15 protein-coding genes are annotated in these 15,367 nt (G+C 53.0%); 6 read left to right on the plus strand and 9 right to left on the minus strand.

Annotation, left to right across the window (positions count from 1 at the left end; genetic code table 11):
- Positions 1 to 72: 72 nt before the first annotated feature.
- Positions 73 to 1,071: a tryptophan--tRNA ligase gene (gene trpS, locus GF617_RS18145; RefSeq protein WP_203452204.1), complete on the minus strand. Its 999-nt coding sequence runs from the start codon at positions 1,069 to 1,071 to the stop codon at positions 73 to 75.
- 198 nt (positions 1,072 to 1,269) lie between these two features.
- Here trpS and fosA point away from each other — a divergent pair, with 198 nt between their 5' ends.
- Positions 1,270 to 1,692, plus strand: a complete 423-nt coding sequence (fosA, locus tag GF617_RS18150) for a FosA/FosA2 family fosfomycin resistance glutathione transferase (RefSeq protein WP_203452205.1) — start codon at positions 1,270 to 1,272, stop codon at positions 1,690 to 1,692.
- Here the strand turns inward: fosA and GF617_RS18155 are convergent.
- The 3 genes from GF617_RS18155 to GF617_RS18165 are packed head-to-tail and all read right to left on the minus strand — an operon-like array spanning position 1,689 to position 3,106.
- Entirely contained in the window at positions 1,689 to 2,498 is an 810-nt protein-coding gene (locus GF617_RS18155) for an N-acetyltransferase (RefSeq protein WP_203452206.1), read from the minus strand. The two genes, fosA and GF617_RS18155, sit on opposite strands and share 4 nt — an antisense overlap.
- A 42-nt stretch (positions 2,499 to 2,540) precedes the next feature.
- On the minus strand, positions 2,541 to 2,927 hold the full coding sequence (locus GF617_RS18160) for a VOC family protein (protein ID WP_181622084.1): 387 nt from the start codon (positions 2,925 to 2,927) through the stop codon (positions 2,541 to 2,543).
- Positions 2,924 to 3,106: a hypothetical protein gene (locus GF617_RS18165; RefSeq protein WP_181622085.1), complete on the minus strand. Its 183-nt coding sequence runs from the start codon at positions 3,104 to 3,106 to the stop codon at positions 2,924 to 2,926. Before GF617_RS18165 ends, GF617_RS18160 begins: the two co-directional genes overlap by 4 nt.
- A 93-nt stretch (positions 3,107 to 3,199) precedes the next feature.
- Between GF617_RS18165 and GF617_RS18170 the strand changes: the two genes are divergently transcribed.
- Positions 3,200 to 3,970 carry a DeoR/GlpR family DNA-binding transcription regulator gene (locus GF617_RS18170; RefSeq protein WP_203452207.1) on the plus strand — a complete coding sequence of 257 codons (771 nt, stop codon included), beginning with the start codon at positions 3,200 to 3,202 and terminating at the stop codon, positions 3,968 to 3,970.
- A gap of 64 nt (positions 3,971 to 4,034) precedes the next feature.
- The gene (locus GF617_RS18175; protein ID WP_181622087.1) at positions 4,035 to 4,640 is read left to right on the plus strand and encodes an ATP-dependent Clp protease proteolytic subunit; all 606 of its coding nucleotides are present in this window, start codon (positions 4,035 to 4,037) and stop codon (positions 4,638 to 4,640) included.
- Positions 4,641 to 4,669: 29 nt separating this feature from the next.
- On the opposite strand, the gene GF617_RS18180 is transcribed toward GF617_RS18175, so the two are convergent.
- Positions 4,670 to 4,966 (minus strand): SH3 domain-containing protein, encoded by a 297-nt coding sequence (locus GF617_RS18180; protein WP_181622088.1) that lies wholly within the window; start codon positions 4,964 to 4,966, stop codon positions 4,670 to 4,672.
- A gap of 207 nt (positions 4,967 to 5,173) precedes the next feature.
- Here GF617_RS18180 and GF617_RS18185 point away from each other — a divergent pair, with 207 nt between their 5' ends.
- Positions 5,174 to 6,295: a cupin domain-containing protein gene (locus GF617_RS18185; RefSeq protein ID WP_181622089.1), complete on the plus strand. Its 1,122-nt coding sequence runs from the start codon at positions 5,174 to 5,176 to the stop codon at positions 6,293 to 6,295.
- A gap of 52 nt (positions 6,296 to 6,347) precedes the next feature.
- On the opposite strand, the gene GF617_RS18190 is transcribed toward GF617_RS18185, so the two are convergent.
- Genes GF617_RS18190 through GF617_RS18200 form a run of 3 tightly spaced genes read right to left on the minus strand, consistent with a single transcriptional unit; the run spans position 6,348 to position 10,361 of the window.
- The gene (locus GF617_RS18190) at positions 6,348 to 7,064 is read right to left on the minus strand and encodes a hypothetical protein (RefSeq protein ID WP_203452208.1); all 717 of its coding nucleotides are present in this window, start codon (positions 7,062 to 7,064) and stop codon (positions 6,348 to 6,350) included.
- 20 nt (positions 7,065 to 7,084) lie between these two features.
- A complete protein-coding gene (locus GF617_RS18195) occupies positions 7,085 to 9,037 on the minus strand; it encodes a DUF262 domain-containing protein (protein WP_181622091.1) in 1,953 nt (650 codons plus the stop codon).
- Positions 9,027 to 10,361, minus strand: a complete 1,335-nt coding sequence (locus tag GF617_RS18200; protein WP_181622092.1) for a DUF262 domain-containing protein — start codon at positions 10,359 to 10,361, stop codon at positions 9,027 to 9,029. The genes GF617_RS18195 and GF617_RS18200 overlap by 11 nt, the downstream gene beginning before the upstream one ends.
- 245 nt (positions 10,362 to 10,606) lie before the next feature.
- Here GF617_RS18200 and GF617_RS18205 point away from each other — a divergent pair, with 245 nt between their 5' ends.
- Positions 10,607 to 11,566, plus strand: coding sequence for an AraC family transcriptional regulator (locus tag GF617_RS18205; RefSeq protein ID WP_181622093.1), 960 nt, complete (start codon positions 10,607 to 10,609; stop codon positions 11,564 to 11,566).
- Positions 11,567 to 11,687: 121 nt separating this feature from the next.
- Positions 11,688 to 13,796 (plus strand): ferrioxamine B receptor FoxA, encoded by a 2,109-nt coding sequence (gene foxA, locus GF617_RS18210; protein ID WP_181622094.1) that lies wholly within the window; start codon positions 11,688 to 11,690, stop codon positions 13,794 to 13,796.
- A gap of 84 nt (positions 13,797 to 13,880) precedes the next feature.
- Here the strand turns inward: foxA and GF617_RS18215 are convergent, their stop codons facing one another.
- A complete protein-coding gene (locus GF617_RS18215; RefSeq protein WP_181622095.1) occupies positions 13,881 to 15,296 on the minus strand; it encodes a PLP-dependent aminotransferase family protein in 1,416 nt (471 codons plus the stop codon).
- Between the last annotated feature and the right edge of the window lie 71 nt (positions 15,297 to 15,367).

Genomic DNA, 15,367 nt, shown 5'->3' on the forward strand with positions numbered 1-15,367 from the left:
GCCGGAAGAGTACCGGCTGATGGCTGAAAAACCGGAAATCTCAAAAAGTGTGTGGAACTAAAACAGGTGTGCTTACAGGATCCCCAACCCCGCCTTAACCTCCCGCAGCGTCCCCTGCGTCACCCCCTGTGCCCGTTCCGTTCCGCGTTTCAGCATCGCCATCAGCTCCCCCTTATCCTGCATATACATCGCTCTTCGTTCCCGCATCGGCGCAATAAGTTCCTGTAAGCACGCTTCCAGCACGTTTTTGCATGCCCGGTCCCCAAGCCCGCCAGCCTGATAGTGCGCCTTCATCGCCGCCACTTTGGTTTTGTCCGGATGAAACGCATCCAGGTAGGTAAACACGACGTTGCCCGTTATCTGCCCTGGGTCGCTTACTTTCAGATGAGTTGGGTCCGTGTACATGGCGCTGACGGCCTGGTGAATGGCCTCTTCACTGGCAGAAAGGTGCAGCGTGTTGCCGAGTGATTTCGACATTTTTGCGCTGCCATCAATGCCGGGCAGGCGGCTGGTGTCGCTCAGCATCGCTTTGCAGTGGCGCAGTACGGGGGCGGGCAGCAGGCTATTCATCTTATGAACGATCTCGTTGGTCTGCTCAATCATCGGCAACTGGTCGTCACCAACGGGTACGCACTCGGCCCTGAATGCGGTGATGTCCGCCGCCTGGCTGATGGGGTAGGCCATAAACCCGACCGGCAGCGAGCGGGCAAACCCTTTCTGTGCAATCTCATTTTTCACCGTCGGGTTACGCTCCACGCGGGCGACGGTGACGATGTTCATGTACAGCATTGTCAGTTCGGCAAGGGCGGGCAGGGCAGATTGCAGGCAGATCGTGGTCAGGTTCGGGTCGATACCGGCGGCGAGATAGTCGGCCAGCACTTCGGGGATATTATCGCGGATCTTCTGCGGATTGCTGCCGTTGTCGGTCAGTCCCTGAAGATCGGCGATTAAGACAAACTGTTGGTGGCTGTGTTGCAGGGCAACGCGCTGGCGCAGCGAGCCGACATAGTGACCCAGATGCAGCGGGCCGGTTGGACGGTCACCAGTGAGAATGGTGCTTTGGGTATTCATAAAAACTCCTTAAGGGTGAGTGCCGAAAGGGGTTCTGGAAATGCAATAGCCGCCTTTCGGCGGCTATCTGAATGTGGGAAAAACTACTCCGTGCCGCCTTTAAGAAGGCAGCCACCAACGGTTTACGGTGAGTACGGCGTGGTTTATGTTCATCCCATTACCGTATCATGTCTGGCGCGAAAAACAAAAGGGCATCCCATGCTGCAATCTCTCAACCATCTGACGTTTGCCGTCAGCGATCTGCAAAAAAGCGTCACTTTCTGGCGCGATCTCCTGGGGCTTACGCTTCATGCGCAGTGGCATACCGGTGCATATCTCAGTTGTGGCGATCTCTGGCTTTGCCTTTCATATGATGACGCGCGACGCGTGGTTCCCCCGCAGGAGAGCGACTACACCCATTACGCATTTAGCGTTGCAGAGGACGATTTTGGCCCGTTGTCGCACAAGCTGGAACAGGCGGGTGTTAGCGTCTGGAAGCAGAACAAAAGCGAAGGGGCATCGTTTTACTTTCTGGATCCGGACGGGCACAAGCTGGAACTGCATGTCGGCAATCTCGCGGCACGGCTGGCAGCGTGTCGCGAGATGCCCTATGCAGGAATGCAGTTTTATCCGCAGGACTAACGCTGCACCATCCCATACTGTGTGATCGCCAGCGGCTGGTATCCGGCGGCGGCGAACAGCGGGGCGAAATGTTCCGGTACTGCCACGGGTGTGCTGATTCCGGGGTAACGGGCGTTGAGATGTTGCAGCATCTGACGTGCATGCCCCTGGCCGCGCGACGTAGGTTCGACAAATAAAAAGCGCAACTGCGGTATTGGAGCGTTTGTCGTGATAGCAGCCCAGGCGCCAGAGTCTTCTCTGAAGACCTGGCAAGGCAGCAACGGCAGAGAGAGCGGATCGAGCTGCCAGGGTATGTGCTCCGCAGGAGCAGACCAGACCGCCCTGAGCAGTTCATCAGTGGTTGCGGCGTTCAGTTCTCCATTGATATGGACCCCGCGAACATCCCCTTTAAATCCCCACAGCCCCTGTGTGAGGTGAAAGCCTAGGGATCTATACAACGCGATGGCGGCGCTGTTTTCGCGAAGCACTTCCAGATAAAAGTGGGTGATGCCCTGCGCTTTGATCGACTCACACAAGGGGGACAGCAGGCCACGTGCCAGCCCTTTGCCGCGATAAGCTGGAATGATAGCAAATGCGCCCAGTCTGGCGGTGTTGGCTCGTCGGTTGATAAGGGCGATAGCCACCGGTTCATCGCCTCTGAGCCAGACGCGGGAAGCCTCCAGGCTGACGCCCTCGGAACTGAATCGTAAGGCAAAGGCTTCAGGCGTGAGCGAGAACGGGACGAAATAATCCTGAAAGCAGCGTTCCAGAATACCGGTAAGTTCGGCAACGCTGAAGTGAAGGGCACTTACGGCAGTCAGTTCCATCGCAATTATCCATGTGGGCTAATGGAGAGTGAGTGTAGCGGATTATGCCCCAACCAGTTCAATCCTGTTTCCGTCTGGATCGGCAATCACGGCTTCATAAAACCCATCTCCCGTCATTCGCGGCGGGCTAAGCAGTGTGTCGTTTAACTTTGCCTGCTCTGCCATTTTGTCCACGTTACCTTTACTGCCGACATTGATGGCGATATGTGCCCAACCGACAAATTCAGCATAAGCGGGGGCATCGGGCAGTTGAGGAACGGTCATGAGCTCAATGGTCGGCCCGTCGTTCAGCGTCATAAAGTGCGATGCAAATCCGGCGCGGTTGTTACTGAGGTAGCGTTCGTTACAGTGCCCGCCAAAAACGGTTTCCCAGAACTGAACCTGTGCGTCAAGGTTGCGGGTCCAGAGTGCGACATGTGCAATATTCATATTAACCCTCGTTGTTTGTTCGGTGTGGTGTTGATGATCCCCGGAAAACTGGCCGGTAGCTCTTCATGCAGTACCTTTTGCCGGCATCTCTCGGTGTGGATGACAGGCTCAACGCAAAAGCCGTCATAGGGTTTACTGGGGACGACTTGATCCTGGTGTCGATCGTTGCTCTTCATCATGATGCTTCCTCTGACCACATCGATTGACAGAATGAGCCGCTATGCAACATTATGCGCATTGATGCTCGATTCACGTTTCCAAAAGGATTTATTATGCTCGATTATGCTGCTTTTCCTGAACAACGACAAGACCTGATCCGCCAGATCCTTCAGGAGAACGGAAGAGTGGTGTGCGCCGAACTAGCCACGCAGATGAAGGTGTCTGAGCATACAATTCGCCGTGATTTACATGAGCTTAGCAAAGAAGGTTTCTGTAAAAAGGTCTACGGTGGGGCAGTCCTTCAGCTTCCGGATGCGGGAAATTTTTTCAGCCGTGAGCAAAAAGATAGTGAAAAAAAAGACACAATCGCGCAGAAAGCAGCAACCCTGATCAAAGCCAGCGGCTGCATTTTTATCGATACCGGAACCACCAACCTGGCGCTGGCGAAAGCACTCCCGGCAGATCTCAGCATCACGGTGGTGACGAACTCCCCGGCGATTGCGGCCGAGCTGCTGCGGCATCCTCTTTGTGAAGTGATCATGACAGGTGGGCAGATCCAGCGGGCGTCCGGTGGCGCGGTTGGGGCGACGGCAGCCAGCCAGATCCAGGGCATTATTTTCGATCAGGCATTTATTGGTGGCTGCGCGATGGACCCGGATATGGGGCTGACCGGTTTTGATTTTGCCGACTGTGAATTCAAAAAAGCGGTGATCGCACAAAGCAATCAGACCATTGTGGCCCTGACGACGGACAAGCTTCCCGGCGTGGCGCGCTTTGTGGTGGCAAAGAGCCGCGATATCGATGTGCTGGTGGTCGAAAAGCCGATGGAGAAAGAGGTTTCCGCCGCGTTTGCCGCACAGGATGTTCGCATTGTGTGCGCTTGAGGACTTTGACAGGCAAAACAGGCTACACTCTGGTTTTGAGCGCTAAAAGCCGAGGATAAGAACAATGCACTACACACAGAAAGATCGCGACAACACTGAGAAAGCAGAGGGGAAAAACGGCGCGGGCGCTCTGCAGCAAAAACTGCTTGAGTCACGCTCGATTATTATCTCGGGTGAAATCGACCAGGCGCTGGCCGAGAAAGTGATTGCTCAGTTGATCCTGCTGCAAAGCGTGAGTAACGATCCGATCAAGCTGTACATCAACAGCCAGGGCGGTCACGTGGAAGCGGGCGATACCATCCACGATTTTATTAAGTTCATTCGCCCGGATGTGCATGTGATCGGGACAGGCTGGGTGGCAAGCGCCGGGATCACTATCTTCCTGGCGGCGAAAAAAGAGCACCGCTATGCGCTGCCAAATACCCGTTTTATGATCCATCAGCCGCTGGGTGGCGTGCGGGGTCAGGCGACGGATATCGAAATCGAAGCACGCGAAATCATTCGCATGCTGGATCGCGTGAATAAGTTGATTGCCGACGCAACGGGTCAGCCGCTGGAAAAAGTGAAAAAAGACACCGACCGTAATTTCTGGATGTCGCCTGCAGAAGCACTGGACTACGGCATTGTGGGGAAAATTATTACCCATTATGACGAGCTGAAGCTGGACTGATTCAGGTCAAAAGCGCCCGGAAACGGGCGCTAACGCACATCAAATACCACCGCCATCCAGTTTATTCGGGTGCTTTCCGGGAATGCCGGATACGGATCAGGCCGCGTACAGGCTCCCGCCCAGATAAACGTCTCGTCATCAATACGATACCAGTGCGCGTTACCTTCTACCGCATCCCCCACCACGGCGGCCTGAACCCTGACATCACTTCCGGCGGGTAATGCATGGGCGACAGGTGAAAACACGGACGGATTATCTTTGCGCGTATAGACCCCAATGGTGGTCCTCACGTTGCCCGTAATCGGGAGTTCGGGGAAATCGCTCATCTCAGGCCTCATGACAACACTCTCTCTTAACGTAACGATATAAGCTGCTGTAAATCTGGCGATCACGATAAAGCGTTAAACTGTCACGCTGTGTCATACGAACGGCTGACGGGCAAGGCTTTTTATCCCCGTTTGACCCACGACAAGGCAGCCTGCCTGTGCCTCTTTCATAATCGCACCTGTCTCCCCTCCTTACTGGTGCAACTTATGGCGTATCAACTGAACCTGAACTGGCCGGAATTTCTTGAAAAATACTGGCAAAAACAACCTGTTGTGCTGAAAAATGCCTTTCCCGATTTTATCGATCCGATTACCCCGGATGAACTGGCCGGGCTGGCAATGGAGCCGGAAGTCGATAGCCGCCTGGTGAGCCATTTCAACGGCAAGTGGCAGGCGAGCAACGGTCCATTTGAGGACTTCGAGGGCTTAGGTGAAACCGGCTGGTCGCTGCTGGCCCAGGCTGTTAACCACTGGCATATGCCGTCTGCTGAACTGGTTCGCCCGTTCCGTGTTCTGCCGGACTGGCGTCTTGATGATCTGATGATCTCCTTCTCTGTGCCTGGCGGCGGCGTCGGTCCTCATATCGATCAATACGATGTGTTTATCATTCAGGGAATGGGGAGCCGCCGCTGGCGTGTAGGCGACAAGCTGCCAATGCGTCAGTTCTGTCCGCATCCTGCATTGCTGCACGTTGATCCGTTTGAGCCGATCATCGATGAAGATCTGGAACCGGGCGATATCCTCTACATTCCACCTGGATTCCCGCACGACGGCTTCACCCATGAAACCGCGCTGAACTACTCCGTGGGTTTCCGTGGGCCAAATGGCCGTGACCTGATCAGCAGCTTTGCCGATTACGCACTGGAAAACGATCTGGGGGGGGAACACTACAGCGATCCGGATCTGACCTGCCGCGAACACCCTGGGCGCGTGGAACAGTACGAGCTTGATCGCATTCGTCAGATGATGATCGACATGATCAGCAAACCGGATGACTTCACGAAATGGTTTGGCAGCTTTGTCTCTACGCCGCGCCACGAGCTGGATATTGCGACAGCGGAACCGGCCTATGAGCCGGAAGAGGTGCTGGATGCGCTTCAGGGCGGTGAAACGCTCACTCGCCTGAGTGGTTTGCGCGTACTGAACATCGGTGGGCGCTTCTTTATCAACAGCGAACTGCTGGAAACGGTGGATGCGAAAGCCGCAGATGTGCTGTGTCGTTATACGGAATTCGGTCAGGCTGAACTGGGCGAGGCCCTGAATAACCCGGTGTTTGTTGAAGAGTTAACCGGGCTGATTAACCAGGGTTACTGGTTCTTCGAAGAGTAATACCTGCTATCAGCGGCGGGCGCAGTGCCCGCTGCTGATGATACCGCGAGGATTAATTATCGTAACCCCAGCGGGCGCGTAGGGTGCGGATGAATGCATCGGCGCGCAAAGGTCGTCCGTCCGGGCCTTGCAGTACGACAGACCCCTCCGGCAGGCCGAAGAGTGTTTCAATCTTCGTTTTAATTTTCCCTACACGCGCATCGTTACGTGCAGCGCGTTGACGGCCTTTTGGTTTCGCGCGGGTGACGGTTGTTGTTTCGTTTTCCTCTTCCTCTTCATCGTTCCAGTCGTCGTCTTCTTCGTCGCCGGGGTCTTCTTCTGTAAGCTCCTCTTCGTCGTATTCCGTCACGTCGTCATAGGCATCCAGTCGTTTCCATTCACCGTCTTCATGAGCCCACAATTCGCCATCCTGAAGATGATAAAGCGGCGTGCCAGCGAGAGGCGGAATGCTATCGCTGATGCGTGATTCGCTCTCTTTTCGATAACCAATGCCATCGGCAAGTCCGGTTAAAAATCGTTCGCTACCGTCAATGATGAGAAAGACCGACCAGCAGTTGTGCATAAAATTAACGCTTTGCGTCATGAACTGATAAATCGTGCAGCTCTGATCGGGCGCACGACGCGCAAGGGCGGCTAGCGTCGGGCAGACGAATTCATCAAGAGCGATCTCCGCGTTGTCCAGCTTGTCGATATTGATTTCAACGGTGGGCATTGGCCCCTTGCTGGCATGTAACTTCAGTGATGCTGTCGGATGAGTCACAGTGTGCATTTCCTTTTGTCGTTGTGCGGTTAATATCGGTACAGCAGAACATTGATCATCATATTTTTATGATGAAGGATATTCGCCACTGAAGAATGGTCCCAGTTGCCGTAGCTCATCATAAATACCTGCTTCAGGCTTTCTGCATGGGTCGATTTCTCGTAATGCTCTTTCTTCGCCACCGGAGAGTAATTGCTCAGTTTTGAATTATTGCCAGGGCTTATCAGACAAAGATTGCCAAAATTATCGACGCCATTTTTTAAACCTTGAGTTTCTTCAAGTGGTAATTCGTTGTTCATCGGATGTTGTGGCGAGTAATGCTCAACCGAGGTACGGAAGGTGAAGGTAAAATTCTTCACCCGATTCTCAATATATTGCATGTCGACACCCGCAAACTGGCGTTTATTTTTCAGGTTTAGCCACAGCAGGTAATCAAGGCGGTTAAAGATATAGTTTTGCACACCCGTACCTTTATGCAGCGGTGCTTCGTCGAGTTCAACAGGGAAGATGACCGGTGCTTTCTCCATCACGTCAAAATCATAGGGCTGCTCGCTACCGGCGTCTGTTAAACGTTCGAGTAAAAAGTGATTGGCCATATTTTCGAGGTAATTGAGATAATCCCGACCATTAATACTCATCTGGCCGGGCTCTGCGTATTTATTCAGCCAGTACAATGCACCGTTCAGCCAGTATTTGTAGATTTGCGCCGGGAACGATACATGGAACATGGACAGCAACATGATCGCATTCTCGTTGAGCGGAATATTACGCTCCCTGTGTGAGAGCTTTTCCGGGACCGCGAACGTATTGGTATAACTGAAACTTTTCTCGTAACGCGTCAGCGCTTGCAGGCTCCAGTCATCGTCATTTTCACGTTTGATGATGTAGCGATCGAAGAGCATCCGGCATTTCAGTAATTGCATGATGAACTGCCGTGGCTCCGGGTTGCTGGTGGTGAAGGTATCCAGCAAGCGTTTGTCGTCCAGCGGTGTATTGCGCTCCGTCAGGCGGAGTACCTGCAACAGAAAATTCGGGAAGGTAATCACCGAACCAAACGTGCCGGGATGGGCTTCGTCAGGCTCACGGGAGATTACCGGCTCCGGAATATCTCCTCTTGGGCTGAAGATAATATCGCGAAGAGTGCGGTTTTCTGCATGTTCATCACGTTTCAGATGGGGGTGTAAAAGGGTGTCAAAATCATCCGGGATGGTATTCCAGTTGCGGTTAAACCACAGATCCCGCAGGGAGTGATGGACGCTCAGTTGCACATAACGCTGCATATTGGCGCAGGCATCCCAGATCGTGGAAAACGCGATGCGTTCAATATCGCTGGCGTTTTCCCCTAACTTATCCATCAGGCGGGCCTTCAGAATTTCGTGTTTTTCCAGCTGTTCACCACGGTTATTCATAATCTCAAAATAGTGATTCAAATCGGTATCAGCAGGAACCGTGACACGTAAAACAACGACATTTTCCAGTAAAAAACGCAGGAAAATAGCGTGGTCGATTTTCATTTTTTGAATGAAGTTCACCATGATGCGCCAGGCGTGATAGATCCCCTGTTCAATATCATTTTCGTTGTCGGGAATATCGCCTTTTTCAAACAACGCACTCAGCGTAATGTCTGATTCGCCGCGGCAGTCAAAGTGAAGATTAATTTCGCCAATGTTGGGCAGTGGCAGAGAGAAGGCGTGTTTCATCACGGCGAGTAAAATGCTGAGTGTCGTATGCCGTTGCTGTCCGTCGATGGTTTCAAAACGGCCAGGGCCTCTTTCCGCAACCACCAGACTCCCGATGAAATAGTGGTTATCTCCCCGGTTTAGCAGGGCGACATCCCATATATCCTGGATTAACTGCTCAATCTCTTCCTGTCCCCAGGCATAATTACGCTGATAAATCGGGATCGTATAATGGCCTGTCTGGAAAAGCTGGCTGACCGTTAGCGCGGCGACGTCCTTCTGGACAGGGGAGTTATTTGACATAGCCTTTCTCTTTTAATGCCTCGGTAAGCAGATCAATTTTTGTCCCTTTGATATCGTTGGTATGGATCACAGGAACCAGATAATTCAGAACATCGCCGGGCCGGTGAGCCAGCTTAATTTTACGCAGCAGTCCCTGTGGACTGACGGCGGCATTTTCAATGGTCTCGACGGTTATGCGGTGATAACTGAGGCGAAGCCTGTAGCTCCACGCAAAACAAATTTCAGCCGCTTTTTCGAGCCCTTCATGGCCAAATCTGTCGTGATAATAGAGCAGCGCGCAGTTGAAGAGATTACGCACGTAGCGATCGCCAATACGCGTGTTCCCTTCATATTGGGTGAGAATGTTTAGCAGCGGCTTAACCGGAGAGACATCAGGATGGAACAAGGATTCGTACAGTGAGCCGTAATGATCAATATATTCAAAAAAGCGTTTCCCGTTGATCAGATGCTGATCGATCTGAAACGGGAAAACCATCGTTTGCTTATCATCCTGCCGCTGAGGATCACGGTTAAATTGATCCACCAGATCATCCAGAGCCACCAGATTCGCAGCGTAGTTCCAGGTGTTTTTATTCGCCGAAACCCCTTTAAAAATAGAGATTTGGCTTTTGGTCAGGGAATGACCGGATTCACCATTTGTCCAACAGCGCAGGGGGAAGAGGATTTTACTCATCAACAGATCAAGCCCTGGGCGAGCAGGCCGATCTTTCTTCGGTGTGACGTTGCTTTCCCAGTTTCTGACGCAGCGCTGCCGTTCTTCCGGGGTATTCTCATCCATTTCACGCAGATGGAATGCTTTTAACAGATCGTAGGCTTCGAGTGGTTTTCCACGGGCGTTTTGCGAATCAAAGAACTGAAATGCTTCGCTGAGATTATCCAGCGTCACACAGATCAGCTCGCAGTTGTGCAGCAGGTACTGATAAATATTTTGCTGGTCTTCAGGTGTTAACTGATTCAGGCGACGACGGATCAGTTCGGCATTTTTTTCGACATTGTGCTGGGTGATGTTGTTACTGAATGTGTGCTGGAGAAGGGAGGGAGAACAGTGTATCTGCTTTTCATCAAGCAGGGCGCACAGAAGGCTCAGGGTGAGTAGCCGTTGCTGCCCGTCTACAACCTCTTCTGTCGGGCTGTCGTGTCTGGCTTTATACGACACGATGGTTCCCAGACGATACCGTGATTGATGCCGGTGCTGAATAATATCGTCAATGAGCTGGTTGACGTGAAATTCGCGCCATTTATAGGGACGCTGGTAATCGGGGATAGAAAGTGATTTTTCCAGAGCCGCTTTTACCGTGACTATATTTTTACTGAGAATGGTCATATCAAAGACTGTGAGAAAAGGGTGAAGTGATAACGTGTTTTGGCAGTCTAATGGATATCAATAACAATGGGAATCGTCTGATTGCTATGGTTTTTTGGGGTATTACATGGTTCCCGTTTTATGATTTTTTTTGCCACCGGCATCCCTGCTTTTACATTATTTTTTTCCTTCGGTTATACGGATAATTGTTGCCGTACTGCGGCAATGTTAAGGTTGAGCCGCTTATTCACCGTCCGGGTTTATTTATGAACAATGCCGCTAATCTGCAACTCTGCGCTAAACGCCTCTTCTGTGTGGAAGATTTTATCGGCTTCGGCGAGCGTTACGGCATTGATTACCGTTTCCCGCAGCTGACAGACGCCGATGCGATCACCAGCCCCGTTTTGCACGGGGATGTTGAAGAGATGACGCTCTCTTCGGGCATTTCGCTGACGCATTCAGATGTGCGCGTTTTACAGCCGTATGAAACCACCTCCCGTCACAGTAGCCCCTTATATATGCTGGTGGTGCTGGAAGGGAGCGTGACCCTGGCACTCAACGGTGAAGAGTACGTAGTGCGATCTGGCATGGCGTTCAGCTCTCGTCTGAGCACGCAGCAGGTAATGCGCGCGCGTCACGATGCTGGCGGTATGCTGAAAACGCTCTCGTTCGGTGTTTATCCTGATGATGCAACACGTGAAAGTTTGCTGGAATCACTGCTTCAGGAGTGGCAAACCCTGCATGTCCCCACTTTTATCTGGCAGGTTCCGGGCTTTGTGCTCTCGGGGATCCAGCATGCGCAGCAGCAAGGGATCAGCGCGTTATCACGCAAGCTGTTACTGGAAGGGCTGATGTATCAGTTGCTGGGGCATGGTCTGAATCAGCGCCAGCACACTCTCCCTTGTCGGCCGGAGCACGCCAGACTTGAGCGTATACGCGCCATGCTTGAGCAGTCGCCGGAACAGGAATATACCCTCGGTCAACTGGCAACACTCGCTGCAATGAGCCAAAGCAGCCTGCGCAGTAAGTTCCGTCAGCGCTACGGCTGTACCTTGTTTGATTACCTGCGGGACTGTCGTCTTGAGCTGGCACGGCGGTTTCTTCTGGAAGGGCACAGCGTGCAACAGGCGGCGTGGATGTCCGGCTATCAACATGCCACGAATTTCTCGACCGCGTTTCGCCGCCGCTACGGTATCTCTCCGGGTGAGTTGCGTAAGCCCCGCTAACCTACTTTCTCCTGTCGTGCGAACCGCATCTGCGCGGTTTGTCATTCCGCATACGTAACCTGGCGGTGCGCATAGCTGTTTGCGAACTCAAAAAGGTAATAATTCTTATTAACAATTAGAAATGCCTTTGGAGATGTTCATGTTCGCTAAATCGCGTCTGGCACTGCTGGTAGGATGGGTTACCGGTAGCGTCGCTTTTCCTTTGCTGGCGCAGGATGCCCAAAAAACCGAAACCGTGGTGGTCACCTCGCAAATGCAGAGCGGCGCGACCAAGCTTGAAACGCCGGATATTGAAACCCCGCAGGCGGTCTCTATCGTCACCCGCGAGCAGTTTGAAGAGCAGGGGGCAACCAGTGTGCGCCAGGCGGTGAGTTACACGCCGGGGGTGTACAGCAACCAGATAGGTGCTTCAAACCGCTTTGACTACATGGTGTTGCGTGGCTTCTCCGATGGCAGCCTGGATAACGTCTACCTCGACGGCCTGAAAATGATGGGGGATACCAACTCCCACAGTTCGCTGGTGGTTGACCCGTGGTTCCTGGAAAATATTGAAGTGGTTCGTGGCCCTGCCTCGGTGCTGTATGGCCGTTCTTCGCCGGGCGGTATTGTGGCCCTGACATCGCGTAAACCGTCGTTCGATCCTGGCGGGGAGATCAAGCTGTTCGCCGGGAATAACGATCAGCGCGGGGCGATGTTTGATGTTACCGGTGCGCTGGACGATAACGATCGTGTGGCGGCGCGCCTGAGCGGTATGACCCGCTACGCCGATTCCCAGTTTGATCCGCTGAAAGAGGAACGTTATGCCCTGATGCCCAGCCTGACCTGGCGCATCACCGACAACACGCGTCTCGATCTGATGGCCTACCTGCACCGCGATCCGGAAGGCGGTAGCCACTCCGGCTTGCCGTATGACGGCACTGTTGATCCGCATGACGGGAAGAAGATCTCCAATACCTTCTTTGAGGGTGAGGATGATTACGACAAATACGATCGTCGCGAGAATATGGTCGGTTATAACATTGAGCATATGTTCGATAGCGGCTGGTCTGTACGGCAGAAGCTGCGTTATCTGCATACCAAAGTGGAGCTAAATCAGGTCTATGCGGCGGGCTGGCTGAACGAAACAGAGCTAAATCGTGGTTATTCCGGCTCTGACGAGAAGATGAACGCGGTGACGCTGGATAACCAGGTCGACGGCAGCTTTGACACCTGGGCAGTTAACCACCGTGTGCTGATCGGTATGGATTATCAGGATCGTAGTAACAACACAACGGGTTACTACGGTGGATTCCCGGCGATCGATGCTTTCCATCCGGTGTACGGTGCGAAGCCTGACTACATCACCATGTACAGCCAGGAAAAACACAAGCTACGCCAGACGGGTTACTACCTGCAGGATCAGATGTCACTGGATAAATGGCGTCTGACGCTCGGTGGGCGTTACGATCAGGTGAGCGTGTCGAATATCGATAAACTCAACAACACCCGCGGCGATCTGGATAAGAACAACTTCAGCAGCCGCGCGGCGTTGCTCTACCTCTTTGATAACGGTATTGCACCTTACATCAGCTATTCCACAGCTTTCACACCGACCAGCTTTGCTGATGAGAACGGCAATATTCTCGACCCGATGAAGGGAAAGCAGTGGGAAGCGGGTGTGAAGTACGAGCCAGAAGGGATGAACAGCCAGTTCAGCGCATCTGTCTTCCGCATCAACCAGAAAAACATTGCCACCAAAGAGGAGCCGACTGATCCATATCGTTCCATCGGTGAAATTGAGTCTGAAGGGGTGGAGCTGGAAGCGATTGGGCAACTGACTGACAGTCTGCGTATGCAGGCGGCTTATACCTATACCGATATTCGCTACAAGAAAAGCAGCCCGGAAGAAGAGGGTAAACGTGCCGTTTACGCCCCTCGTAACATGGCCAGTGCCTGGCTGAGTTATGACGTTAAAACCGGTCCACTGGATGGCCTGACCGTCGGCTCTGGTGTGCGTTACGTCAATGGCGTGACCAGCGATCGCCAGAATACCCATACCCTGCCATCGTATACGCTGGTGGATATGGTCGTCGGGTATGACTTGTCAAAAGTGGGGCTGACCGGGGTGAGTGCGCAGCTTAACGTCAATAACCTGACGGACAAGAGTTATGTGGCTGCCTGTAACTCGCTCTCTTACTGTTACTTCGGGGCAGAGCGCAGCATTGTAGGCAGCGTGTCCTGGAAGTTCTGAATCCGGGATGAGAGCACAACGGCAACCACGGTTGCCGTTTTTAGTTTTTTCTTCCTCTCAACGCGGAGAGGGCATCGGGTCGTACTACTCTTCCATCGCGATGACAATCGCCTCGCCCATCTTCTTCAGCGCATCCCGGTTTTTGTCCGTCGGTGGCAATGCTACATTGATCCGCAGGCAGTTGCGGTATTTCCCTGAAGCCGAAAACAGAGAACCTGCCGCTGCCTGAATCTTCAGACGGCACAGTTGTTTACTCACGCAAACCATATCCACCTTTTCCGGTAGCTCTACCCACAGTAAAAAACTGCCCTGCGGACGTGTCACGCAGATTTCAGCGGGAAAATACTGCCGCACCCAGCAGGTGTAGGTTTCCATATTTTGCTGATAAATCTGGCGCATGCGGCGAACGTGACGATGGTAATGGCCGTCGCGGATAAAGGCGGCTACCGCCATTTGCGTTGCCGGGACATTAAACCCACCGGCGGCGTACTTCATGTGCATCACCCGGTCGTAATAACGCCCCGGCACAATCCAGCCGACGCGCAGTCCGGGCGCCACGGTTTTGGTAAATGAACTGCACAACAGCACGCGGCCATCAATATCAAAAGAGTGAATAGTGCGCGGCCGAGGGTATTCAGCCGCCAGCTCGCCATAAATATCATCTTCAACAATGACGATGTCGTGACGCTGCGCAAGCGCCAGCACCTGCCGCTTGCGCGCTTCAGGCATGATAAAACCGAGTGGGTTATTGCAGTTGGGAACCAGGATCACAGCCTTTATCGGCCACTGTTCCAGTGCCAACTCCAGGGCTTCAATGCTGATCCCCGTTTCCGGATCGGTAGGGATCTCAATCGCTTTAATATCAAATCCGCGCAGCATTTGCATCGTACCGTGAAACGACGGGGATTCGACCGCAACAATATCCCCAGGCTTACACACGGAAAGCAGGGCAATCGACAATGCCCCGTGACAACCGTTAGTGATCACAATTTCATTCGGGGCGACAGTTGACCCACCGTCCAGCATCAAACGTGCGATTTGCTCGCGCAGCTCAAGGCGTCCGTCAAGCACGTCATAACTCAGCATTTCACACGGATTATGTTGCGCAATTCGGCTCATTTCACGCCAGAGCGGCTTCAGACCAGGCTGGGTGAGATCGGGAGAGCCGCCGCCAAAGGAGATCATCTCCCGGTCACCGCGCGCATCCAGTAGCATCATCACTTCGTCCCACTGGGTCACATCCACCGGGCGCTGGACAGGGCGCGTCATCGCCGGAACAGGCGGCTGAGCTTTGCGCGGTGACACAAAATAGCCAGAGCGTGGCTGCGGGGTGATCAACTGAAGGTTTTCAAGGATCTGATAGGCCTGCTGAATGGTACTGATACTGACGCCATGTTCCTGGCTCAGGGTACGCACAGAGGGTAAGCGTTCACCACTGCGATACAGCCCTTGTTTAATGCGTTCTGCCAGGAGATTGGCCAGATGTTGGTAGCGCGTCATGCTGTATCCTTTGTTTTCACCATACAGATTACAAGACCAGTACAGATTGTGCGTAAAAATAGCATTCAGAT

Origin of the sequence: Lelliottia sp. RWM.1, from assembly GCF_016859735.1 — a bacterium.
Taxonomy (GTDB): Bacteria; Pseudomonadota; Gammaproteobacteria; order Enterobacterales; family Enterobacteriaceae; genus Enterobacter.

What these genes read in the sequence shown, in the direction of transcription:
- GF617_RS18175 (WP_181622087.1), top strand. Translation starts at nt 4,035, where the DNA reads ATGCACTACACACAGAAAGATCGCGACAACACTGAGAAAGCAGAGGGG.
- GF617_RS18160 (WP_181622084.1), bottom strand. Translation starts at nt 2,927, where the DNA reads ATGAATATTGCACATGTCGCACTCTGGACCCGCAACCTTGACGCACAG.
- GF617_RS18155 (WP_203452206.1), bottom strand. Translation starts at nt 2,498, where the DNA reads ATGGAACTGACTGCCGTAAGTGCCCTTCACTTCAGCGTTGCCGAACTT.
- GF617_RS18190 (WP_203452208.1), bottom strand. Translation starts at nt 7,064, where the DNA reads ATGCACACTGTGACTCATCCGACAGCATCACTGAAGTTACATGCCAGC.
- GF617_RS18180 (WP_181622088.1), bottom strand. Translation starts at nt 4,966, where the DNA reads ATGAGCGATTTCCCCGAACTCCCGATTACGGGCAACGTGAGGACCACC.
- foxA (WP_181622094.1), top strand. Translation starts at nt 11,688, where the DNA reads ATGCCTTTGGAGATGTTCATGTTCGCTAAATCGCGTCTGGCACTGCTG.
- fosA (WP_203452205.1), top strand. Translation starts at nt 1,270, where the DNA reads ATGCTGCAATCTCTCAACCATCTGACGTTTGCCGTCAGCGATCTGCAA.
- GF617_RS18215 (WP_181622095.1), bottom strand. Translation starts at nt 15,296, where the DNA reads ATGACGCGCTACCAACATCTGGCCAATCTCCTGGCAGAACGCATTAAA.
- GF617_RS18195 (WP_181622091.1), bottom strand. Translation starts at nt 9,037, where the DNA reads ATGTCAAATAACTCCCCTGTCCAGAAGGACGTCGCCGCGCTAACGGTC.
- GF617_RS18185 (WP_181622089.1), top strand. Translation starts at nt 5,174, where the DNA reads ATGGCGTATCAACTGAACCTGAACTGGCCGGAATTTCTTGAAAAATAC.
- trpS (WP_203452204.1), bottom strand. Translation starts at nt 1,071, where the DNA reads ATGAATACCCAAAGCACCATTCTCACTGGTGACCGTCCAACCGGCCCG.
- GF617_RS18165 (WP_181622085.1), bottom strand. Translation starts at nt 3,106, where the DNA reads ATGATGAAGAGCAACGATCGACACCAGGATCAAGTCGTCCCCAGTAAA.
- GF617_RS18205 (WP_181622093.1), top strand. Translation starts at nt 10,607, where the DNA reads ATGAACAATGCCGCTAATCTGCAACTCTGCGCTAAACGCCTCTTCTGT.
- GF617_RS18200 (WP_181622092.1), bottom strand. Translation starts at nt 10,361, where the DNA reads ATGACCATTCTCAGTAAAAATATAGTCACGGTAAAAGCGGCTCTGGAA.
- GF617_RS18170 (WP_203452207.1), top strand. Translation starts at nt 3,200, where the DNA reads ATGCTCGATTATGCTGCTTTTCCTGAACAACGACAAGACCTGATCCGC.